The sequence below is a fragment of the Ectopseudomonas alcaliphila genome, from assembly GCF_900101755.1.
GTDB classification, from domain to species: Bacteria; Pseudomonadota; Gammaproteobacteria; order Pseudomonadales; family Pseudomonadaceae; genus Aquipseudomonas; species Aquipseudomonas alcaliphila.
In genome coordinates this window covers 318,528-338,569 of the sequence record NZ_FNAE01000001.1, presented here as the reverse complement: position 1 = coordinate 338,569, position 20,042 = coordinate 318,528, and the positions used below count along the sequence as shown (strand labels likewise).

At 66.1% G+C, this 20,042-nt stretch carries 23 protein-coding genes; 19 read left to right on the top strand and 4 right to left on the bottom strand.

Annotation, left to right across the window (positions count from 1 at the left end; all coding sequences use genetic code 11):
• Positions 1-26 precede the first annotated feature (26 nt).
• From phnE to BLR77_RS01540, 12 genes are all read left to right on the top strand, one after another.
• Positions 27-818 carry a phosphonate ABC transporter, permease protein PhnE gene (gene phnE / locus BLR77_RS01595; protein WP_074675152.1) on the top strand — a complete coding sequence of 264 codons (792 nt, stop codon included), beginning with the start codon at positions 27-29 and terminating at the stop codon, positions 816-818.
• Between the two features lie 20 nt (positions 819-838).
• Positions 839-1,561, top strand: a complete 723-nt coding sequence (phnF, locus tag BLR77_RS01590; protein WP_083366013.1) for a phosphonate metabolism transcriptional regulator PhnF — start codon at positions 839-841, stop codon at positions 1,559-1,561.
• A gap of 11 nt (positions 1,562-1,572) precedes the next feature.
• Positions 1,573-2,022 carry a phosphonate C-P lyase system protein PhnG gene (gene phnG / locus BLR77_RS01585; RefSeq protein WP_074675150.1) on the top strand — a complete coding sequence of 150 codons (450 nt, stop codon included), beginning with the start codon at positions 1,573-1,575 and terminating at the stop codon, positions 2,020-2,022.
• Positions 2,022-2,633, top strand: a complete 612-nt coding sequence (phnH, locus tag BLR77_RS01580; RefSeq protein ID WP_074675149.1) for a phosphonate C-P lyase system protein PhnH — start codon at positions 2,022-2,024, stop codon at positions 2,631-2,633. The genes phnG and phnH overlap by 1 nt, the downstream gene beginning before the upstream one ends.
• Positions 2,633-3,709, top strand: coding sequence for a carbon-phosphorus lyase complex subunit (locus BLR77_RS01575; RefSeq protein ID WP_074675148.1), 1,077 nt, complete (start codon positions 2,633-2,635; stop codon positions 3,707-3,709). The genes phnH and BLR77_RS01575 overlap by 1 nt, the downstream gene beginning before the upstream one ends.
• The gene (locus BLR77_RS01570; RefSeq protein ID WP_074675147.1) at positions 3,709-4,587 is read left to right on the top strand and encodes an alpha-D-ribose 1-methylphosphonate 5-phosphate C-P-lyase PhnJ; all 879 of its coding nucleotides are present in this window, start codon (positions 3,709-3,711) and stop codon (positions 4,585-4,587) included. The genes BLR77_RS01575 and BLR77_RS01570 overlap by 1 nt, the downstream gene beginning before the upstream one ends.
• On the top strand, positions 4,584-5,393 hold the full coding sequence (gene phnK / locus BLR77_RS01565; protein ID WP_074675146.1) for a phosphonate C-P lyase system protein PhnK: 810 nt from the start codon (positions 4,584-4,586) through the stop codon (positions 5,391-5,393). Before BLR77_RS01570 ends, phnK begins: the two co-directional genes overlap by 4 nt.
• A gap of 82 nt (positions 5,394-5,475) precedes the next feature.
• The gene (phnL, locus tag BLR77_RS01560) at positions 5,476-6,192 is read left to right on the top strand and encodes a phosphonate C-P lyase system protein PhnL (RefSeq protein ID WP_074675145.1); all 717 of its coding nucleotides are present in this window, start codon (positions 5,476-5,478) and stop codon (positions 6,190-6,192) included.
• Positions 6,182-7,327: an alpha-D-ribose 1-methylphosphonate 5-triphosphate diphosphatase gene (locus tag BLR77_RS01555; RefSeq protein ID WP_074675144.1), complete on the top strand. Its 1,146-nt coding sequence runs from the start codon at positions 6,182-6,184 to the stop codon at positions 7,325-7,327. Before phnL ends, BLR77_RS01555 begins: the two co-directional genes overlap by 11 nt.
• Complete coding sequence (gene phnN, locus BLR77_RS01550; protein WP_074675143.1) at positions 7,327-7,908, top strand: phosphonate metabolism protein/1,5-bisphosphokinase (PRPP-forming) PhnN; 582 nt, start codon at positions 7,327-7,329, stop codon at positions 7,906-7,908. Before BLR77_RS01555 ends, phnN begins: the two co-directional genes overlap by 1 nt.
• Positions 7,899-8,648: a phosphonate metabolism protein PhnP gene (gene phnP / locus BLR77_RS01545; protein ID WP_074675142.1), complete on the top strand. Its 750-nt coding sequence runs from the start codon at positions 7,899-7,901 to the stop codon at positions 8,646-8,648. Before phnN ends, phnP begins: the two co-directional genes overlap by 10 nt.
• Before the next feature lie 82 nt (positions 8,649-8,730).
• Positions 8,731-9,930 carry an MFS transporter gene (locus BLR77_RS01540; protein ID WP_074675141.1) on the top strand — a complete coding sequence of 400 codons (1,200 nt, stop codon included), beginning with the start codon at positions 8,731-8,733 and terminating at the stop codon, positions 9,928-9,930.
• Between the two features lie 23 nt (positions 9,931-9,953).
• Here BLR77_RS01540 and BLR77_RS01535 read toward each other — a convergent pair whose 3' ends face one another.
• From BLR77_RS01535 to BLR77_RS01525, 3 genes are all read right to left on the bottom strand, one after another.
• Positions 9,954-10,571 carry an NAD(P)H-dependent oxidoreductase gene (locus tag BLR77_RS01535; RefSeq protein WP_074675140.1) on the bottom strand — a complete coding sequence of 206 codons (618 nt, stop codon included), beginning with the start codon at positions 10,569-10,571 and terminating at the stop codon, positions 9,954-9,956.
• On the bottom strand, positions 10,564-11,958 hold the full coding sequence (locus tag BLR77_RS01530; RefSeq protein ID WP_074675139.1) for a class II fumarate hydratase: 1,395 nt from the start codon (positions 11,956-11,958) through the stop codon (positions 10,564-10,566). The genes BLR77_RS01535 and BLR77_RS01530 overlap by 8 nt, the downstream gene beginning before the upstream one ends.
• A gap of 85 nt (positions 11,959-12,043) precedes the next feature.
• Positions 12,044-13,054 (bottom strand): DUF2804 domain-containing protein, encoded by a 1,011-nt coding sequence (locus BLR77_RS01525; protein WP_074675138.1) that lies wholly within the window; start codon positions 13,052-13,054, stop codon positions 12,044-12,046.
• Positions 13,055-13,330: 276 nt separating this feature from the next.
• Here BLR77_RS01525 and BLR77_RS01520 point away from each other — a divergent pair, with 276 nt between their 5' ends.
• From BLR77_RS01520 to BLR77_RS01500, 5 genes are all read left to right on the top strand, one after another.
• Positions 13,331-13,828: a DUF2059 domain-containing protein gene (locus tag BLR77_RS01520; RefSeq protein ID WP_074675137.1), complete on the top strand. Its 498-nt coding sequence runs from the start codon at positions 13,331-13,333 to the stop codon at positions 13,826-13,828.
• Between the two features lie 11 nt (positions 13,829-13,839).
• Positions 13,840-14,133, top strand: coding sequence for a BolA family protein (locus BLR77_RS01515; protein ID WP_074675136.1), 294 nt, complete (start codon positions 13,840-13,842; stop codon positions 14,131-14,133).
• Between the two features lie 199 nt (positions 14,134-14,332).
• Positions 14,333-15,271 carry an oxygen-dependent tRNA uridine(34) hydroxylase TrhO gene (trhO, locus tag BLR77_RS01510; RefSeq protein WP_074675135.1) on the top strand — a complete coding sequence of 313 codons (939 nt, stop codon included), beginning with the start codon at positions 14,333-14,335 and terminating at the stop codon, positions 15,269-15,271.
• 2 nt (positions 15,272-15,273) lie between these two features.
• Complete coding sequence (locus BLR77_RS01505; protein WP_074675134.1) at positions 15,274-15,906, top strand: DsbA family protein; 633 nt, start codon at positions 15,274-15,276, stop codon at positions 15,904-15,906.
• Positions 15,899-17,680, top strand: coding sequence for an ABC transporter ATP-binding protein (locus BLR77_RS01500; RefSeq protein ID WP_074675133.1), 1,782 nt, complete (start codon positions 15,899-15,901; stop codon positions 17,678-17,680). Before BLR77_RS01505 ends, BLR77_RS01500 begins: the two co-directional genes overlap by 8 nt.
• Before the next feature lie 283 nt (positions 17,681-17,963).
• On the opposite strand, the gene BLR77_RS01495 is transcribed toward BLR77_RS01500, so the two are convergent.
• Entirely contained in the window at positions 17,964-18,827 is an 864-nt protein-coding gene (locus BLR77_RS01495) for a LysR family transcriptional regulator (RefSeq protein WP_074675132.1), read from the bottom strand.
• Between the two features lie 95 nt (positions 18,828-18,922).
• Between BLR77_RS01495 and BLR77_RS01490 the strand changes: the two genes are divergently transcribed.
• Positions 18,923-19,660, top strand: a complete 738-nt coding sequence (locus tag BLR77_RS01490; protein ID WP_074675131.1) for a CTP synthase C-terminal region-related (seleno)protein — start codon at positions 18,923-18,925, stop codon at positions 19,658-19,660.
• A complete protein-coding gene (locus BLR77_RS01485; RefSeq protein WP_074675130.1) occupies positions 19,657-19,983 on the top strand; it encodes an antibiotic biosynthesis monooxygenase family protein in 327 nt (108 codons plus the stop codon). Before BLR77_RS01490 ends, BLR77_RS01485 begins: the two co-directional genes overlap by 4 nt.
• Positions 19,984-20,042: the final 59 nt, after the last annotated feature.

Genomic DNA, 20,042 nt, shown 5'->3' with positions numbered 1-20,042 from the left:
GCCTCCCACAGGATCGAGAATTACCCATGACCACACTGACCACCTCTACCACAATCGCCGACGGCAAGCGCAGCTGGCCGCAACTGATGGGTTGGGGCCTGTTTTTCGCCGTGCTCGCCTGGTCCTGGCAGGGCGCGGAAATGAACCCGCTGGCGCTGGTGCGTGACTCCGGCAACATGGCTACCTTCGCCGCCGACTTTTTCCCGCCGGATTTCAGCAGCTGGCAGCACTACCTCAAGGAGATGGTGACCACCGTGCAGATCGCCCTCTGGGGCACGGTGCTGGCCATCGTCTGCGCCATTCCGCTGGGCATCCTCTGTTCCGAGAACATCGTGCCCTGGTGGATCTACCAGCCGGTTCGCCGGGTGATGGATGCCTGCCGTTCGATCAACGAAATGGTCTTCGCCATGCTCTTCGTCGTTGCGGTCGGGCTCGGCCCCTTCGCGGGCGTGCTGGCACTGTTCATCAGCACCACCGGGGTACTGGCCAAGCTGTTCGCCGAGGCGGTCGAAGCCATCGATCCGGGCCCGGTCGAGGGCGTGCGCGCCACTGGTGCCAGTGCCCTGCAGGAGGTGATCTTCGGGGTCATTCCGCAGGTGCTGCCGCTGTGGATTTCCTACTCGCTGTACCGCTTCGAATCCAACGTGCGCTCGGCCACGGTGGTCGGCATGGTCGGCGCCGGCGGCATCGGCGTGGTGCTGTGGGAGTCCATCCGGGGCTTCCAGTTCGCCCAGACCTGCGCGCTGCTGATCGTGATCATCCTGGTGGTGAGCGCCATCGACATCCTGTCCCAGCGCCTGCGCAAGCTCTTTATCTGAAGGAGAGGGAGGGCGCCTGCGTGCGCCCTTTTCAAACGATGAACTTGTCTAGACAAAGCGAACCGCTGTACCGCGAACTGGCCGCCGTGCTGCGCGAAGACGTGCAGCGCATGAGCCCTGGTGACTACCTGCCGGGCGAGATGCAGCTGGCCGCGCGCTTCTCGGTCAACCGCCACACCCTGCGTCGCGCCGTGGACGAACTGGTGCTCGAAGGCCGCCTGCTGCGCCGCCAGGGCAAGGGCACCCAGGTGCTGGCCAGACCGCTGGTGTATCCGGTGGAGGCGGGCAGCGCCTTCAGTCAGTCGCTATCGGCGCTTGGCCACCGTGTCGAAGCGAGACTGATCGAGAACCTGCGCCGCACCGCTACCAGCGAGGAGTGCCGCCATCTGCAACTGCCCGAGGGTAGCGAGCTGATCGAACTGGCCACCCTGCGCCTGCTCGAGGGTCAGCCGCTGAGCCTGATCCGCCACCGCTTCTGCGCCAGCCTGGCGCCGCTTCTCGCCGACTACCAGGGCGGCTCGTTGCGCCAGTACCTGGCCGAGCGCGACTTGCCCCTGGCGCGCACCTTCAGCCTGATTGGCGCGCGCCTGCCCAGTCGCGAGGAGGCCGCGCACCTGCTGATGCCGCGCCATGCGCCGCTGCTCAGCGTACTCACCCTGTCCCGCGATCCCGCCGGTCGTGCCGTGGAGCTGGCGCAGTCCAGCAGTCGTGCCGACCGCTTCCAGTACCAGGTAGCGACCTGATGGAGACCCGCATGAACGACCATGATCCGAACACCACCGCGCGACAGCGCTGGATGGGCGTGCTGGCCCGTGCCGGCCAGGCCCTCGATAGCCATGAGGCGGCGCTCAAGGACAGCGCCTATCAGCTGATCCGCGCGCCCGAGGTGGGTATGACCCTGGTGCGCGGGCGCATGGGCGGCACCGGCAGCGCCTTCAACCTCGGCGAGATGACCGTGACCCGCTGCGTGGTGCGCCTGGCCGACGGCCGCACCGGCTACAGCTACCTGGCCGGCCGCGACAAGCGCCGCGCCGAGCTGGCGGCGCTGGCCGACGCTCACCTGCAGGGCAGCGACCAGGCGCGCTGGCTCAGTGACCTGATCGAACCCCTGGCCCGCCAGCAGCGTGAACAACGCCTGGCCCGGGCCGCCCGTACTGCCACCACCCAGGTGGAGTTCTTCACCCTGGTCAGAGGAGAGGATTGATGACTACGCCGCACAGCTCGCACTGGCTGCAACCGGCTTTCGACGACCCGGTGCTGGATGCCCAGGTCAGCTTCCGCGCTGCCCTCGCTGCCCTGGCCGAACCCGGCCTGGCCCAGCCGATGGCGCGCGCCCACACCCTGGGCGACCTGGCGCCGGCCACCTATGGCCTGTGCCTGGCCTTTCTCGACAGCGACACGCCGCTATGGCTGGCGCCGCGCTTCGATACGCCGCTGATCCGCGCCAACCTGGCCTTCCACTGCGGCTGCCCGATCGTCGCCGAGCGCGAGATCGCCCTGTTCGCCCTGCTCGACGAAAGCGAGCTGGATGATCTGTCGGACTTCGACAACGGCAGCGAACGCTACCCGGATCAGTCCTGCACGCTGCTCATTCAACTCGACGATCTGCACGCCGGCCCAGCCCTGCGCTGGCGCGGTCCGGGCATCAAGGATGTGCGCAGTGTCAGCCTGCCATTGCCGGCCTCGTTCTGGCAGCAGCGCCAGGCGCGCAACGCCTTTCCCCGTGGCCTGGACTGCTTCTTCGCGGCAAGCGGCGAAGTCATCGGCTTGCCGCGCAGCACCCGCGTGCTGATCGAAAACGAGGAGGCTGCCTGATGTATGTCGCCGTCAAGGGTGGCGAACGCGCCATCGACAACGCCCATCAACTGCTGGCCAACCGTCGCCGTGGCGATGCTGCTGTCGCCGAGCTGGGCATGGAACAGGTTCGTCAACAGTTGCCGCTGGCCGTGGCACGCGTCATGAGCGAAGGCTCGCTGTATGACGAGGAGCTGGCCGCGCTGGCGATCAAACAGGCGGCTGGCGATCTGATGGAGGCCATCTTCCTGCTGCGCGCCTACCGCACCACGCTGCCACGTTTCGGTGCCAGCGAGCCGCTGGACACCACGCAGATGCAGCTGGAGCGGCGCATCTCCGCCACCTTCAAGGACCTGCCCGGCGGTCAGCTGCTCGGCCCGACCTTCGATTACACCCACCGCCTGCTGGACTTCGCCCTGCTGGCCGAGGGCGAGTATCCGGCGCCGGAAACCACTCTCAGCGATGAGCCCAAGCCCTGTCCGCGAGTACTGGATTTTCTCGCAGGCGAAGGCCTGATGGCCCGCGAGCAGGATGACGGCGCGCCGGTACCGGACATCACCCGCGAGCCGCTGGCCTTTCCCTCCAAGCGTGCCGAGCGCCTGCAGGCACTTGCCCGTGGCGACGAAGGTTTTCTGCTGGCGCTGGGTTATTCCACTCAGCGTGGTTATGGGCGCAATCACCCCTTCGCCGGGGAGATTCGCATCGGCGACGTCGAGGTATGGATGACGCCCGCCGAACTGGGTTTCGCCGTGCCGCTGGGCGACATCGAAATCACCGAGTGCGAGATGGTCAACCAGTTCGTCGGTGAAAGCGCCGAGCAGGCGCAGTTCACCCGCGGCTACGGCCTGACCTTCGGTTACGCCGAGCGCAAGGCGATGGGCATGGCCCTGGTCGACCGTGCCCTGCGTGCCAGTGAGTACGGCGAGGAAGTGCAGGGCCCGGCGCAGGAGGAGGAATTCGTGCTGATGCACTGCGACAACGTCGAGGCTGCCGGCTTCGTCTCGCACCTGAAATTGCCGCACTACGTCGACTTCCAGGCCGAACTGGAACTGATCCGCAAGCTGCGCCGCCAGGCGCCGGCAGAGGAGAACCGCTGATGAACGCTTGTACCGTAAGCGGCGCCCGCGAGGCGTCGGCCTACAACTTCGCCTATCTGGATGAGCAGACCAAGCGCATGATCCGCCGCGGCCTGCTCAAGGCGGTGGCGATCCCCGGCTACCAGGTGCCTTTTGGCGGCCGCGAGATGCCGCTGCCCTACGGCTGGGGCACCGGCGGCATGCAGCTGACCGCCGCCATTCTCGGCGCGGACGATGTGCTCAAGGTGATCGACCAGGGCGCCGACGACACCACCAATGCGGTATCGATTCGCCGCTTCTTCGCCCGCACCGCAGGCGTCGCCACCACCGAACGCACGGTGGAGGCCAGCGTGATCCAGACCCGCCACCGTATCCCGGAAACCCCGCTGTCGGCCGGGCAGATCATGGTCTACCAGGTGCCCATCCCCGAGCCGCTGCGCTTTATCGAGCCCAGCGAGCAGGAGACACGGACCATGCATGCGCTGGAGGACTACGGCGTGATGCACGTGAAACTGTACGAGGACATCGCCACCTTCGGCCATATCGCCACCGCCTACGCCTACCCGGTGACGGTGGACGAGCGCTACGTGATGGACCCGTCGCCGATCCCGAAATTCGACAACCCCAAACTGGACATGAGCCCGGCGCTGATGCTGTTCGGCGCCGGCCGTGAGAAGCGCCTCTACGCGGTGCCGCCCTTTACCCGCGTGGTGAGTCTGGACTTCGAGGATCACCCCTTCGCCGTGCAGCGCTGGGACGAGTGCTGCGCCTTCTGTGGCAGCAGCGAGTCCTTCCTCGACGAGCTGATCGTCGACGATGCCGGCAGCAAGCGCTACGTCTGCTCCGACACCGACTACTGCCGCCAGCGCACCGAGCGCCTCGAGGAGAACCTGCAATGAGCGCCGCCGAACGTCTGCAACCTGCAGTGGCAGCGACCGAGCCGCTGTTCTCGGCGCGCGACCTGACCCGTCTGTACGGCCCGGACAAGGGCTGCCAGGGGGTGAGTTTCGACCTCTATCCCGGCGAGGTGCTGGGCATCGTCGGCGAGTCCGGCTCGGGCAAGTCCACCTTGCTCAGCCTGCTCTCCGGGCGCTGCCCGCCGGATCGCGGCGCGGTGAGTTATCGCGCTCGCGACGGCCAGTGGCTCGATCTGTACAGCGCCAGCGAGGCCGAGCGGCGCACGCTGCTGCGTACCGAGTGGGGCTTCGTCGAGCAGAACCCGCGTGACGGCCTGCGCATGGCGGTGTCGGCCGGCGCCAATATCGGCGAGCGGCTGATGGCCCAGGGCGTGCGCCACTACGGCGAGCTGCGCGCCGCCGGTCTCGACTGGCTGAGCCAGGTGGAGATCGACCCGGCGCGTATCGATGACCTGCCGCGCACCTTCTCCGGCGGCATGCAGCAGCGCCTGCAGATCGCCCGCAACCTGGTCTCCGCGCCGCGCCTGGTATTTATGGACGAACCCACCGGCGGATTGGACGTATCGGTGCAGGCGCGCCTGCTCGACCTGCTGCGCGGCCTGGTGCGCGAACTGGACCTGGCGGTGGTGATCGTCACCCACGACCTGGCGGTGGCGCGCCTGTTGGCCGACCGCCTGATGGTGATGCGCCGCTCGCGCGTGGTGGAGGCGGGGCTGACCGACCAGATTCTCGACGACCCGCAGCATCCCTATTCGCAGCTGCTGGTGTCGTCGGTGTTGCAGCCTTGATTCCGTCTTGTGGGAGGGGCTTTAGCCGCGACCCCTTTTGTCGCGGCTAAAGCCCCTCCCACGCACGCAGAGATTATTGACCATGAACAACCTGATCGAGGTCAGCGGCCTCAGCAAGACCTTCACCCTGCACCAGCAGAACGGCGTCGTCCTGCAGGTGCTGCGTGACCTGAATTTTGCCGTGCGCGGCGGCGAGTGTCTGGTGCTGCACGGCCAGTCTGGTGCCGGCAAATCCACGCTGCTACGCACCCTGTACGGCAACTACCTGGCCGCCGGCGGCAGCATCCGCATTTGCCATGCAGGCAGCTGGGTCGAACTGGTCGGCGCCGAGCCACGCCAGGTGCTGGCGGTGCGCCGGCAGAGCCTGGGCTACGTCAGCCAGTTCCTGCGGGTGATTCCGCGCGTCTCGACGCTGGACGTGGTGATGGAGCCGGCGCTGTCGCGTGGCTGGGCGCGCAGTGACGCCGAGGCGCGGGCCAAGGCGCTGCTGGCGCGCCTGAATATTCCCGAGGCGCTGTGGCAACTGGCGCCGGGCACCTTCTCCGGCGGCGAGCAGCAACGCGTCAACATCGCCCGCGGCTTCATGGTCGAGTGGCCGGTGCTGCTGCTCGACGAACCCACCGCCTCGCTGGACGACACCAACCGCCAGGTGGTGCTGGAGCTGATCAATGAGGCCAAGGCAGCCGGCAGCGCGCTGATCGGTATTTTCCACGACCGCAGCGCCCGCGAGGCAGTGGCCGATCGTTACCTCGACATGAGCGCCGCCGCTGCGCAACCGGAGTACGTCTATGTCGTCTGAACAGATTCTCAGCAACGCCCGTGTCGTCACCGCCGAGCGCGAGTTCCTCGGCACCCTGCTGCTGCGTGACGGGCTGATCGCCGCCGTGGACGAGGGCGCCAGCCGCCTGCCGCAGGTCCAGGATCTCGGGGGGGATTACCTGCTGCCGGGGCTGGTGGAGCTGCACACCGACAACCTGGAAAAGCATATGAGCCCGCGTCCCGGCGTGGACTGGCCGTCGGCCTCGGCGGTGCTGACTCACGATGCACAGATCGTCGCCGCCGGCATCACCACGGTGTTCGATGCCCTGTCCATCGGCGACATCAACCCGCGTGGGCGGCGCATGCAGCAGTTGCCGGCGATGATCGAAGCCATCGCCGCCAGCGAGGCGGCCGGACAGACCCGCGCCGAGCACCGCCTGCACCTGCGCTGCGAGCTGTGCCATCCCGATGCTCTGACGATCTATCGCGACCTGGTCGAGCACCCGCTGGTGGCGCTGGTGTCGGTGATGGATCACTCGCCCGGCCAGCGCCAGTTCGCCAAGGTGGAGAAGTACCGCGAGTACTACATGGGCAAGTACCACCTGAGCCCGGCGGAGATGGAGGATTTCCTCCAGGAACAGATCGCCAACTCGCGCCAGTATAGCGATCGCCAGCGCCGCGCCATCGTCGAGGACTGCCACAGTCGCGGTATCTCGGTGGCCAGCCACGACGACGCGACCCTGGCCCATGTGCAGGAGTCGGCCGGCTTCGGCATGGCCATCGCCGAGTTCCCTACCACCCTGGAAGCGGCCAGGGCCAGCCACGAGCTGGGCCTCAAGGTGCTGATGGGGGCGCCGAACGTGGTGCGCGGCGGTTCGCACTCGGGCAATATCGCCGCCGCCGAACTGGCGCGCCATGGCGTGCTGGATATCCTGTCCAGCGACTACTATCCGGCCAGCCTGTTGCATGCTGCGTGGCTGCTCGCCGGGCAGGACAACGACTATGATTTGCCTGCGGCCATCGCCACCGTGAGCCGCGCACCGGCCAGGGCGGCCGGGATGGATGATCGCGGCGAGATCCGCGTCGGTCTGCGCGCCGACCTGGTGCAGGCCAGGGCGCATGGCGAGCAGCCGGTGATCCAGCAGGTGTGGCGCCAAGCACGAAGGGTGTTCTGATGCAGGGCAGGTTGATCTATCTGATGGGGCCTTCGGGCTCGGGCAAGGACAGCCTGTTGCAAGCCGCACGTGCGCCGCTGGAGGCGCACGGCTGCCGTTTCGCCCGGCGGGTGATCACCCGTAGTGCCGAGTCCGTCGGCGAGGATGCGCTGGGCGTCACCCCGGCCGAGTTCGAGCGCCTGGAAGGCGAGGGCGCCTTCGCCCTGAGCTGGCGCGCCAATGGCCTGGCCTACGGCATCCCGCGCGAGATCGATGACTGGCTCAGTGCCGGGCAGGATGTGCTGATCAATGGTTCGCGCGGTCATCTTGAGGCTGCGCGCCAGCGCTACCCGCAACTGCTGGCGATTCTTCTGCAGGTCGACGAAGCGGTGTTGCGCCGGCGCCTGCTGGCTCGCGGCCGCGAGACGCCGGAGCAGATCGAGCAGCGCCTGGCGCGCAGCCGCGGCTTTAGCACTGTGGGAGGCGCTTCAGCGGCGACTGTCGCGCAGGAGCACATTTGCGTTCTAGACAATTCCGGCCCCCTGCCGCAAACCGTCAGCCGCCTGCTGCAACTGCTCGACGAGGCCCGCCAATGCGCCTGACCCTGCTCGGCACCGGTGATGCGCGCCAGGTGCCGGTGTACAACTGCAGCTGCCCGGCCTGCGATGCCGCCCGCGTCTATCCCTCGCGAAGACGTGGCCCCTGCTGTGCGCTGATCGAATGCGGCGCGCAGCGCTGGCTGCTCGACAGCGGCCTGACCGATCTCACCGAGCGCTTCGCGCCGCACAGCCTCAGCGGCATTCTGCAGACCCACTACCACGCCGATCACGCCCAGGGCCTGCTGCACTTGCGCTGGGGGCAGGGGCTGGTGATTCCGGTGCATGGCCCGGATGACCCGGAAGGTCTGGCCGATCTGTACAAACACCCCGGCATCCTCGACTTCAGCCAGCCGTTCGCGGCCTTCGAGCGCAGGCAGCTGGGTGAGTTGCGGGTGACCGCGCTGCCGCTGAATCACTCCAAACCCACCTTCGGCTACCTGCTTGAAGGCGAGGGCAGGCGCATCGCCTACCTCACCGATACGGTTGGCGTGCCCGAGGCCAGTTGCGTCGAGCTGCTGCGTGCGCCGTTCGATCTGCTGGTGCTCGATTGCTCCACCGCGCCGCAACCCGTCGCACCACGTAACCACAACGACCTGACCCGCGCGCTGGAGGTCATCGAGCGGTTGCAGCCGACGCAGGCGGTGCTGACCCATATCGGCCATGCCTTCGATGCCTGGTTGCTGGAACACCCCGAGGCGCTGCCGAGCGGCGTAAGCCTGGCCAGCGACGGCCTGGTGCTCTGAACCTGGTGTAACCAAATATTTCGATTCGCGCGGCTTTGCCGTTACAGTGCAAAGCCTTCTGATTTCTTGCCTTAAGAAAAGCATGAACGCTCGCCGCATAACCCTGTTGCTGTGTACGGCCGAAACCCTGGGCATGGCTGGCTTTGCCCTGTTCGCCGCGTTGCTGCCGCAATTCCAGACGCTCTGGGGACTGAGCAACACCGAGGCCGGCTGGATCGGCGGTGGCTTCTTTCTCGGCTACATGCTGGCCGTGCCGGTGCTCACTGGCCTGACCGACCGCCACGATGCCCGGCTGATCTACCTGTGGGCCATGCTGCTGACGGCCGTGGCCAGCGCCGGCTTCGTCTTCGCCGAGGGTTTCTGGTCGGCGCTGCTCTGGCGTGTGCTGGCCGGTATCGGCTTGGCGGGCACCTACATGCCGGGGCTCAAGGCACTGTCGGAGCGTATCGACGGCGCTTCGCAATCACGGGCGATCGCCTTCTATACCGCCAGCTTCGGCCTGGGCACGGCGCTGTCCTTCACCCTATCCGGCGAACTGGCCACGCTCGGTGGCTGGCAGCTGCCTGCGCTGCTCAGTGGCGCCTGCGCGCTGTTGGCCTGGGCGCTGGTGTATTGGGGGCTGGCGCCGAAACCGGTGGTGGTCCATGCGCCGCGCAATCTGCTGGATCTGGCACCGCTGAAAAGTCGTGCGGTGTTGGCTTACTGCCTGGCTTACGCGATGCACAACCTGGAACTGTTCGCCCTGCGCGCCTGGCTGGTGGCCTTCGTGGTGTTCTCCGGGCATTTTCAGGGCGTCGATCCCTGGTTGTCCGGTACCTGGGTGGCGATGCTGGCAACGCTGATCGGTATGCCGTCGAGCATCCTGGGCAATGAGCTGGCGCTGCGTTTCGGTCGGCAGCGCTGGCTGATCGGGGTGATGCTCAGCTCTGCGATGCTGGCGGCGGTCGTCGGCCTGGGCGCGGCATTGCCGTTCTGGGTGATGCTGGTGTTGGTGCTGCTCTATGCGGTGACGGTGACCGCCGACTCCGCCTCGCTGACCGCCGGGCTGGTCAGCGTCGCCCCGGCCAGCCACCGTGGTGCGGCGATGGCGCTGTATTCCTGTACCGGCTTTACCGGCGCCTTTCTCGGCCCGCTGCTGTTCGGCATGACCCTCGACGTCCTGGGTGATCAACAGTTGCTCGGCTGGTGGGCAGCGTTCGCGCTGATGGGCCTGCTACTGACGCTGGGCCCGTTGGCCTTGTGGCGGGCGGGTAGGGTGCAAGAGGGCAGCAGGCATCTGTAGAGCAGACGCGCTTGCCTCCATGCTCACGCCTTCTTGCCCAACGCTTCGGCCTTGCGCAGCCAGCTCTGGCGCTGCTCCTCGTTGGACGGGCGCACCGGGGCGAATTCGCTCAGGCGCCGCGTTCTGATCCCGCAGAAACCGAGAATGGTGCGCACCATCTGCCGATGGGCCGGGGCACCATAGATCCAGCGGAAGTACCAGCGTGGCGTGTCCATGGTTACCAGCAGGTCGGCGCTGCGCCCGCTCAGCAGCTTGTCCCAGAGTTGCGAGCGGTTGCGGTACTTGAAGGCAAAACCGGGCAGGAACACCCGATCGAAGAAGCCCTTGAGCAGCGCAGGAATGCCGCCCCACCAGACCGGGTAGACGAACACCAGATGCTCGGCCCAGTGGATCAGACGCTGAGCCTCGAGCAGGTCCGGCTCCAGGCTCTGGCTCTGCTCGTAGCCTTCGCGCAGTATCGGGTCGAACTGCATCTCGCCCAGCCTGAGCTGGCGCACCACATGCCCTTTGCTGCGCGCTCCCAGGCTGTAGGCCTCGGCCAGGGCATGGCAGAGGCTTTCCTTCTTCGGTGTGCCGAGAATCAGCAGGATTCGTTTGCCATCACCTTCCAGCGGTGTGGCGCCGCTCTTGCCTTCACTCATGCCGCCCGGCTCCGAGCATGTCCTGCGGTCGTACCCATTGGTCGAATTCCTCTTCGTTCAGATAGCCGAGCTGCAGCGCGGCCTGGCGCAGGGTGCTGCCCTCGGCGTAGGCCTTCTTGGCGATTTCAGCGGCCTTGTCGTAGCCGATATGGGGATTGAGCGCGGTCACCAGCATCAGGCCGTTTTCCAGATGCGCGGCCATCTGCGCGGCATCCGGCTGCAGATCGGCGGCGCAGTGCTGCTGGAAGTTGCGGCAGCCGTCGGCGAGCAGCCTGATCGACTGCAGCAGGTTATGGATGATCACCGGCTTGAACACATTGAGCTGCAGGTGGCCCTGGCTGGCGGCGAAGCTGATGGTGGCATCGTTGCCCAGCACCTGGCAGGCGAGCATCGACAGCGCTTCGCACTGGGTCGGGTTGACCTTGCCGGGCATGATCGAGCTGCCCGGCTCGTTGGCCGGTAGGCGTACCTCGGCGAAGCCGGCACGCGGGCCGGAGCCGAGCAGGCGCAGGTCGTTGGCCAGCTTCATCAGCGCCACGGCCAGGGTTTTCAGAGCACCTGACAGATGCACAAGAGGCTCGTGGCCGGACAGTGCAGCGAATTTGTTCGGCGCGCTGGTCAGTGGCAGGCCGGTGAGCGCGGCCAGCTCGGCGGCGATGGCTTCGGCGAAGCCGGCCGGCGCATTCAAGCCGGTGCCGACGGCGGTGCCGCCCTGGGCCAGTTCACAGACGGCCGGCAGGGCGGCGCGAATCGCCGCTTCGGCGTGGCCGAGCTGGGCGACGAAGGCGGACAGCTCCTGGCCGAAAGTGATCGGCGTGGCGTCCATCATGTGGGTGCGCCCGGTCTTGACCAGGTTGGCGTGACGCTGCGCCTGCTCCTGCAGGCCGTCGCGCAACTCGGCCAGCGCCGGCAGCAGGCAATGGCGCACGTCCTGTACCGCGGCAATATGCATGGCCGTGGGGAAGCAGTCGTTGGAACTCTGCGCGCGATTGACGTGATCGTTGGGGTGCACCGGGCTCTTGCCGCCGCGCTGGCCGCCGGCCAGTTCATTGGCGCGGCCGGCGATTACCTCGTTGACGTTCATGTTGCTCTGCGTGCCACTGCCGGTCTGCCAGACCACCAGGGGGAATTGCGCGTCGTGCTTGCCTTCGAGCACTTCGTCGGCGGCTTGTTCGATCAGGCGGGCGATATCCGCCGGCAGCTCGCCGCTACGGCTGTTGACCCGCGCCGCGGCTTTCTTGATCAGCGTCAGAGCGTGCAATACGGCCAGTGGCATGCGCTCCTGGCCGATGGCGAAGTTGATCAGCGAGCGCTGGGTCTGCGCGCCCCAGTAAGCGTCGTTAGGGACTTCGATGGGGCCGATGCTGTCGGTTTCGGTGCGGCTCATGGCGTTCTCCGGGGCAAGTGCAAGGTTGCTGGCAGTTTAGGTCGTGCCGCTGGAGACTGGTTCCGCAACTTATCTATCGAGCCGATTACCAGCGGGCGTGGGTTTCCCCCAGCCACCCCAGCGCGCCGTCCACCGGAACGCGCTCGCCCTTCGGACCGCGCAATACGCCGTCATAATGACCGAAGCGCTGTACGGTGTTGGCGTGAACGGGGCCGAGTTTGGGGCAGGCTCTGTGCAGCTGACGGGGCTTGAAGCGCAGGGACACGCGATCGTCTTCGCTGTCCAGGCGCCAGGGGGCCAGTGGCGCCTGTGAACTGCGCTCGATATGCAGCGTGCTGTCGAGCAATTGCACTTCACCGCCGAACCACAAGGCGTTTTCCGACAGGCCGCTGTGATCGAGCCAGCCAGAACCGAAGTTGCCAGCGATGCCGCCCGCCGCCGCGAAGGCCGCGCGCTGCCAGTACGTGTTCAGCGGCCAGACGCCGCGGCCGAAGTCCAGCGCGGCGAAGCTCTGACCGGGCACGCAGCTGTAATGCTTGCTACCCAGTTGCAGGCTGCCGGCGGTGGGCAGGCCCAGCTGGCGACTGGTGGCATGAAAGCCGCCCTTTTGCAGTGGCGACACCAGGTTGACCGATTGCAGGTGGGCAGGGCGCTGAATGTCCAGGGAGACTTGCAGGGGCTGGCCGCCGATATCAGGCGCCGAGGCGGTAAGACGCAGGCGACCGGGGTGTTCATCGATGCGTAGCTGCAGGCGAGAATGGTTGAAGGCGTGGCTTTCCAGCGGCAGATCGGGCAGCTGGCAACCCAGGGCAAAAGGGCGGAACTGGGCGTGGGCGACCGACTGACCGGTTGCCAGATCGAGAAAGTAGGCGGCGCCGTAGCCCAGGTAGTCGAGGTCGGCCAGGGTCAGTGAGAGCATCCACTGCGGCGTGGTGATGCACCAATGATTCCAGCGCTTGCGCCGCCCGGCGTGACCGTGCAGCGTGCAGTCCACCTGCGGTCGATTGGACCAACCAATGGCCTCGTCCAGCAGTCGGCCTTTGCTGTCGCAAAGCGGCTGTAGCGGCAGGGGCGCGTGTGAGGTGAGGCTGGTCATCGGGCACGTCCATGTGTATGCGCGAGCTGGCGATCAATTGCCGGGTCTTGAGGTGCGCACGCCTTGTTGAAAAATGGCGGAGATCGCAAAGAATGCCGAGCCCTGCCGAGCATGAGCAAGTACTGGCATTTTGGCAACTGACCAGTGGGTGCGCCGGTGTGCATGACGCGTGTGAGCCAGTGCACAACTCGCATCGCTTGAGGGATTTCGGCGCAGGGCACAAAATGCCGCCACCGCAGTCTACCCAGACTCATTCATTACCAGTGGAAGCTTCTCATGCTCCGTTTCTCCAAACTCTGCACCGCCGTTCTGCTCAGCGCTTCGACATCCCTGGCCATGGCCGATGCCGCCAGCCACGCCGCCGATGCCGAACGTTTCCTCAAGCTGGCTCACGCCGACAAGCTGACCGTGCCGGTCTATGGCCAGGTGCAGCAGATGTTCGCCCAGCGTTTCGCCGAGGCGCCGGATGGCAAGAAAGCTGTGCTTGAGAGTTACCAGGCCAAGGCCAACACTGCGCTGGACAAGGCCGTCGGCTGGGACAAGCTCAAGCCGGACATGGTCAAGCTCTACACCAGCAACTTCAACGAGCAGGAGCTCAAGGACCTGATCGCTTTTTACGAGTCGCCACTGGGGCAGAAGGTGCTGCAGAAGATGCCGACCCTGACCGCGCAGTCTGCGCAGATCACCCAGAGCAAGCTGGAAACCGCAGTGCCCGAGGTGAACAAGCTGCTGGCGGACATGAGCGGTGAGCTCGGCCTGCCAAAACAACCCTGATGGAGCCCAAGATGTCCAAGCAAGACCTGATCGTCACCGCCCTGGCAGCGCTGCAGCCCGAGCACCTCGATGTGCTGGACGAGAGTCATATGCACAGCCGTGGTCTGGAGACTCACTACAAGGCGGTGATCGTCAGTCCGGCGTTTGCCGGCCTGAATGCGGTCAAGCGACATCAGAAGGTTTATGCGACGGTCGGCGAGCTGATGGGGCAGATCCATGCGCTGGCGCTGCACACCTATACCCCTGAGGAGTGGGCAGCGCAGGGCGTGGCTCCGGCCTCGCCGACCTGCCGCGGCGGTCATTGAGGTAGCCCGGATGCAATCCGGGGAAACCCGTCGGCAATTCCCGGATTGCATCCGGGCTACGTGACAGGCTGTCGCGCCTTGTCGCCAACCTGCCCCGGTGATTCGCCGCTTTGTTACAATCGCCCCGCGCCGGCCTATGCCGGCGTTTTCATGCCACGCCAGTCCGCCCTTTACGTGGGTGACTACTGAGAGAATATTCATGACCGACAAGATCGTCGTCGCGGCGCTGTATAAATTCGTCTCCCTGCCTGATTACCAGGTGCTGCGCGAACCCCTGCTGCAAACCCTTATCGACAATGACATCAAGGGCACCCTGCTGCTTGCCGAAGAGGGCATCAATGGCACCGTTTCCGGCACCCGCGCCGCTATCGATGCGCTGCTCGCCTGGTTCCGTCTGGACGCCCGCCTGGTCGATATCGACCACAAGGAATCCTACTGCGATGAGCAGCCGTTCTATCGCACCAAGGTCAAGCTGAAGAAGGAAATCGTCACCCTCGGCGTGCCCGGCGTCGACCCCAACCAGCGCGTCGGCACCTACGTCGAGCCGCAGGACTGGAACGCCCTGATCAGCGACCCCGAGGTGCTGTTGATCGATACCCGCAACGACTATGAGGTGGCCATCGGCACCTTCGAGGGCGCCATCGACCCCAAGACCAAGTCGTTCCGCGAGTTTCCCGAGTATATTCGTGAGCACTTCGACCCGAGCAAGCACAAGAAGGTGGCGATGTTCTGCACCGGTGGTATCCGCTGCGAGAAAGCCTCCAGCTACATGCTCGGCGAGGGTTTCGAGGAGGTCTATCACCTCAAGGGCGGCATCCTCAAATACCTCGAGGAAGTACCGCAGGAACAGACCAAGTGGCAGGGCGACTGCTTCGTCTTCGATAATCGCGTGACCGTGCGCCATGACCTGTCCGAAGGCGACTACGATCAGTGTCACGCCTGCCGCACGCCGATTTCCGTGGAAGATCGCCAGTCCGAGTTCTACAGCCCCGGTGTCAGCTGCCCGCATTGCTGGGATTCGCTGCCAGAGAAAACCCGCGAAAGCGCCCGCGAGCGGCAGAAACAGATCGAGCTGGCCCGTGCGCGCAACCAGCCGCACCCCATCGGCCGTGACCCCCGCCAACTGAACGAGGCCTGACCATGGCTAGCCGTCTGCTCTACGTGATGGACCCGATGTGTTCCTGGTGCTGGGGTTTCGCGCCGGTAGTCGAAGCGCTCGCCGAGCAGGCGGCGGCAGCCTCTGTGCCGCTGCAGATCGTGGTCGGCGGCCTGCGCCGTGATCAGGTGGCAGTTGATGCCGCCGCCCGGGTGCGTTACCTGGGCTATTGGCAGGCGGTCAATGCCAGCACTGGGCAGCTGTTCGACTTCGAGCGCGGCCTGCCCGAGGGCCTGGTGTACGACACCGAGCCGGCCTGCCGCGCGCTGGTCACCGCGCGCAACCTGCATGCGCCCAGTGCCTGGACGCTGCTCAAGCTGATTCAGGAAGCCTTCTACACCGAGGGCGCCGACGTCACCCAGGCCAGCGTTCTGGTGCAACTGGCCGAGCAGGCCGGTATCCCGCGCATCGAGTTCGCCGAGGCCTTCGACAGCCAGGCCATGGAGGAGGCGACCGCCGCCGACTTCACCTGGGTGCAGGATCTGGGCATCTCCGGCTTTCCCACGCTGTTGGCCGAGCGCGACGGCCAACTGGCGCTGCTGACCAATGGCTATCAGCCGCTCGAGGTGTTATCGCCACTGCTGGGTCGCTGGCTGGAGCGCGCTGCCCATGCCTGATCGGTTGAGCTGGGCAGAAATCCGTCGCCTGGCCCTGCATCACAAGAAGGCGCTGATCCTGGCGAATCTGGTGGCTGTGCTGGCGACCCTGTGCAGTGTGCCAATCCCGTTGCTGCTGCCGCTGCTGGTGGACGAAGTGCTGCTGCACGACGGCGACGCGGCGCTCAAGGTGATGGACAACTTCCTGCCAGCCGACTGGGAAACGGCGGCCGGCTATATCGGCCTGATGCTGTTTTTGACCTTGCTGCTGCGCGGTTCGGCGCTGATCTTCAACGTATTGCAGGCGCGCCTGTTCGCCAGGCTGTCGAAGGACATCGTCTACCGCATCCGCATGCGCCTGATCGAACGGCTCAAGCGCATCTCCCTCGGCGAGTACGAGAGCCTGGGCGGCGGCACCGTGACCACTCATCTGGTCACCGATCTGGACACGCTGGACAAGTTCGTCGGTGAAACCCTGAGCCGCTTTCTGGTGGCGGTGCTGACCCTGGTCGGCACCTCGGCCATCCTGATCTGGATGCACTGGCAGCTGGCTTTGCTGATCCTGCTGTTCAACCCGCTGGTGATCTACGCCACCGTGCTGCTGGGCAAGAAGGTCAAGCACCTGAAGAAGCTGGAGAACGACAGCACCTCACGCTTCACCCAGGCGCTGACCGAGACCCTGGAGGCGATTCAGGAGGTGCGCGCTGGCAATCGCCAGGGCTACTTCCTCGGCCGTCTCGGTGGGCGCGCACGTGAGGTGCGCGACTACGCGGTGGCCTCGCAATGGAAGAGCGATGCGTCCAACCGTGCCAGCGGTCTGCTGTTCCAGTTCGGTATCGATGTGTTTCGCGCCGCGGCGATGCTCACGGTGCTGTTCTCCGATCTGTCCATCGGCCAGATGCTGGCGGTATTCAGCTACCTGTGGTTCATGATCGGCCCGGTCGAACAGTTGCTCAGCCTGCAGTACGCCTTCTACGCCGCCGGTGGCGCACTGACGCGGATCAACGAGCTGCTGGCGCGCAAGGACGAGCCGCAGTACGCCGGGCGTGTCGACCCGTTCAAGGGGCGCGACACGGTCGGCATCGAGGTGCGCGGGCTGACCTTCGGCTATGGCGAGGAGCCGGTGCTCGATCGTCTCGATCTGTCCATAGGCCCGGGCGAGAAGGTCGCCATCGTCGGTGCCTCGGGTGGCGGCAAGAGCACCCTGGTGCAGTTGCTGCTGGGCCTTTACACACCGCAGGCGGGCAGCATTCGCTTCGGCGGCAGCGCGCTGGAGGAGATCGGTCTCGATTGCGTGCGCGACAACGTCGCCGTGGTGTTGCAGCACCCGGCGCTGTTCAACGACACGGTGCGCGCCAACCTGACCATGGGCCGTGAGCGCAGTGACGAAGCCTGCTGGCAGGCGCTGCATATCGCCCAGCTTCACGACAGCATTGCGCAACTGCCGCAGGGCCTGGACAGCGTGGTCGGGCGCAGTGGCGTGCGCCTCTCTGGCGGCCAGCGTCAGCGCCTGGCCATTGCCCGCATGGTGCTGGCCGAGCCCAAGGTGGTGATCCTCGACGAGGCCACCTCGGCGCTGGATGCCGCCACCGAGTACGCCCTGCACGAAGCGCTGGCGCAGTTTCTCGAGGGGCGCACCACGCTGATCATCGCCCACCGCCTCAGTGCGGTGAAGCAGGCCGACCGCGTGCTGGTGTTCGATGGCGGCAGCGTCGCCGAGGATGGCGACCACCAGCAACTGATTGCTGAAGGCGGCCTGTACGCCAAGCTCTACGGGCATTTGCAGCAGGGCTGAACCCTGGGGTGCGCAGTGCGCACCGCGGCGCTCAGGATTGTCGGTAAATTCTTCGCGGCTGAAGCCGCTCCTACGGACCAGGCAGGCTGGGGGGATCGGTCGGCTCTCAGCCGTAGCCCGGATGCAATCCGGGGAACGCTTCGCCACGCCATTTCCCGGATTGCATCCGGGCTACGCAGCTTCCGGGCCTGTCGCGGCTGAAGCCCCTCCCACAAGATTTCGCAGCTGCAATGACAGGCTGCCCCCCGCTCTGTGGGAGGCGCTTTAGCGGCGACGCTCTGCCTCAGCCATGGCTCATCAGAGCTTCGCTCAATTCCTCGAACAGCGTCTGCACCGAGCGCAGTGCCCTGCAGTCGGGGCGGGTCAGCAGCCAGAGTTCGGTGTCGCAGCCGGTCAGGGGCGGGCCGAGTGCCTTGAGTTCGGGATGGGCGCGCAGGACGAAGCCGGGCAGGGCGGCGACACCCAGCCCGGCGCGGGCCAGTTGCGCCACGGCGTACATGCTGCTGCAGCGGTAGTTGGGGGTGACGCTCGGCAATTCGCGCAGGCGCCAGAGTACCGTTGCATGGTCCGGCATCGCCTCGTCCGGGGCGATCCAGCTCTGGCGCGCCAGGTCGCTGCGATCCTGGCCATCATCGCGGGTGCAAACGAAGTAGGACACGCTGGCCAGACGCCGGCCGACCAGATGCTCCGGCGGCTGATTGGTCAGGCGCAAGGCCAGGTCGGCGTCGCGGCGGCTCAGGTTGGCGAAGTCGTTCGACGTCACCAGCTCCAGCGCCAGCGCCGGGTAACTGGGCATGAAACGCGCCAGCGCCGGCAGCAGCAGGCTGCTCAGGACCGCATCGGTGCAGGTCAGGCGCACCGTACCGCTGACCACCTGCTTGCCCAGCTCCAGCGCCACGCGTGCAGCATCCAGTGCCTGTTCGGCGCGCTCGGCCTGCTCGGCCAGTGCGCGGGCGGTTTCGCTGGGTTCGTAGCCACGCCGACTCTTCTCGAACAGCGCCACTCCCAGGGCAGCCTCCAGTCTGCGCACGGCGCGGAATACCGTGGAGACGTCGACCTGCATCAATTCTGCCGCTCGCGCGAGGGAGCGGCCACGCACCAGGGCGAGCACCAGGGACAGGTCGGTATGGTCGATCTGATATTGCACGGCTGCAATCTCTGCTTGTCTATTCGCCAATTATTATTGCGCGAGCGCCATCTTATAGTGGCAGGGAGACCGCCATGCAAGAGGGGGATAGGCGTATGTACAGCAAGTGTCGAGTCAAGGTCGCTCTGGTGGGTGACTACAATGCGGCGATTGCCGCGCATCGGGCCATTCCCGAGGCGCTGCGTCTGGCCAGCGAGGCGCTGGGTGTGGCGGTCGAATACGACTGGCTGGCCACCGACAGCATTCTCGATGATGCCGCGCTGATGGCCTATGACGGCATCTGGTGCGTGCCGGGCAGCCCCTATGCCGCCACCGAAGGTGCGCTGCGCGCCATTCGTTTCGCGCGCGAACAGGGCGTGCCGTTCCTGGGCACCTGTGGCGGCTTCCAGCACGCGCTGCTGGAGTACGCGCGCAACCGCCTTGGCTGGACCGATGCCGAACACGCCGAGCTGTCGCCGCAAGCGCAGAATCCTCTGATCGCGCCCCTGGCCTGCGCCTTGCTGGATGTCAGCGAGCACGTGCATCTGGTTTCCGGCTCGCGCATTGCCGAACTCTACGGCGTACGTGAGATCAGCGAGCAGTATCTGTGCCGCTATGGTCTCGTCGATGCTTTCGTCGAGCCGCTGATGGCCCAGGCGCTGAAGGCCTCCGGGCATGACCAGGCGGGCGCGGTGCGTGCCATTGAGCTGGAGGACCATCCGTTCTTCATCGCCACCCTGTTCCAGCCCGAGCGTGCGGCGCTGGAAGGTCGCCTGCCGCCGGTCGTGGCCGGTCTGGTCGGCGCCTGTGCGGTGCAATCGGTACACGAAGCGCATCTGCAGGCAGCAGTGTGATCGCCGTTACGCCTGAGCCACCTTATTACGTGGTGATGTTTACCAGCCAGCGCACCGAAGTGGATGCCGGCTACGCCGAGGCGGCACAGCGCATGCTGGAGCTGGCCGCCCAGCAGCCCGGTTTCCTCGGCGTGGAGTCGGCGCGCAGCGATGGCCTGGGCATTACCCTGTCCTACTGGCAGAGCGAGGAGGCCATTCGTGCCTGGCGCGAGCACGCCGAGCACCGCGTTGTACGTGAGCAGGGGCGAGCCGATTGGTACGCCGCCTTCGCCACACGGGTGGCCAAGGTGGAGCGTGCCTACACCTTCTCGCGCTCCGACTGAGTGCCGGCGGCAAGCCGGCAGACCGCTCTGTAAGGTTTCTTTTACGGTAAGCGGGGCGC

Coding starts and splice junctions, on each gene's coding strand:
- BLR77_RS01570 (WP_074675147.1), top strand. CDS start 3,709: ATGAACGCTTGTACCGTAAGCGGCGCCCGCGAGGCGTCGGCCTACAAC.
- phnL (WP_074675145.1), top strand. CDS start 5,476: ATGAACAACCTGATCGAGGTCAGCGGCCTCAGCAAGACCTTCACCCTG.
- BLR77_RS01525 (WP_074675138.1), bottom strand. CDS start 13,054: ATGACCAGCCTCACCTCACACGCGCCCCTGCCGCTACAGCCGCTTTGC.
- phnE (WP_074675152.1), top strand. CDS start 27: ATGACCACACTGACCACCTCTACCACAATCGCCGACGGCAAGCGCAGC.
- BLR77_RS01490 (WP_074675131.1), top strand. CDS start 18,923: ATGTACAGCAAGTGTCGAGTCAAGGTCGCTCTGGTGGGTGACTACAAT.
- phnK (WP_074675146.1), top strand. CDS start 4,584: ATGAGCGCCGCCGAACGTCTGCAACCTGCAGTGGCAGCGACCGAGCCG.
- BLR77_RS01555 (WP_074675144.1), top strand. CDS start 6,182: ATGTCGTCTGAACAGATTCTCAGCAACGCCCGTGTCGTCACCGCCGAG.
- BLR77_RS01515 (WP_074675136.1), top strand. CDS start 13,840: ATGTCCAAGCAAGACCTGATCGTCACCGCCCTGGCAGCGCTGCAGCCC.
- BLR77_RS01530 (WP_074675139.1), bottom strand. CDS start 11,958: ATGAGCCGCACCGAAACCGACAGCATCGGCCCCATCGAAGTCCCTAAC.
- BLR77_RS01500 (WP_074675133.1), top strand. CDS start 15,899: ATGCCTGATCGGTTGAGCTGGGCAGAAATCCGTCGCCTGGCCCTGCAT.
- trhO (WP_074675135.1), top strand. CDS start 14,333: ATGACCGACAAGATCGTCGTCGCGGCGCTGTATAAATTCGTCTCCCTG.
- phnN (WP_074675143.1), top strand. CDS start 7,327: ATGCAGGGCAGGTTGATCTATCTGATGGGGCCTTCGGGCTCGGGCAAG.
- phnG (WP_074675150.1), top strand. CDS start 1,573: ATGAACGACCATGATCCGAACACCACCGCGCGACAGCGCTGGATGGGC.
- BLR77_RS01520 (WP_074675137.1), top strand. CDS start 13,331: ATGCTCCGTTTCTCCAAACTCTGCACCGCCGTTCTGCTCAGCGCTTCG.
- phnP (WP_074675142.1), top strand. CDS start 7,899: ATGCGCCTGACCCTGCTCGGCACCGGTGATGCGCGCCAGGTGCCGGTG.
- BLR77_RS01540 (WP_074675141.1), top strand. CDS start 8,731: ATGAACGCTCGCCGCATAACCCTGTTGCTGTGTACGGCCGAAACCCTG.
- BLR77_RS01575 (WP_074675148.1), top strand. CDS start 2,633: ATGTATGTCGCCGTCAAGGGTGGCGAACGCGCCATCGACAACGCCCAT.
- BLR77_RS01535 (WP_074675140.1), bottom strand. CDS start 10,571: ATGAGTGAAGGCAAGAGCGGCGCCACACCGCTGGAAGGTGATGGCAAA.
- BLR77_RS01505 (WP_074675134.1), top strand. CDS start 15,274: ATGGCTAGCCGTCTGCTCTACGTGATGGACCCGATGTGTTCCTGGTGC.
- phnH (WP_074675149.1), top strand. CDS start 2,022: ATGACTACGCCGCACAGCTCGCACTGGCTGCAACCGGCTTTCGACGAC.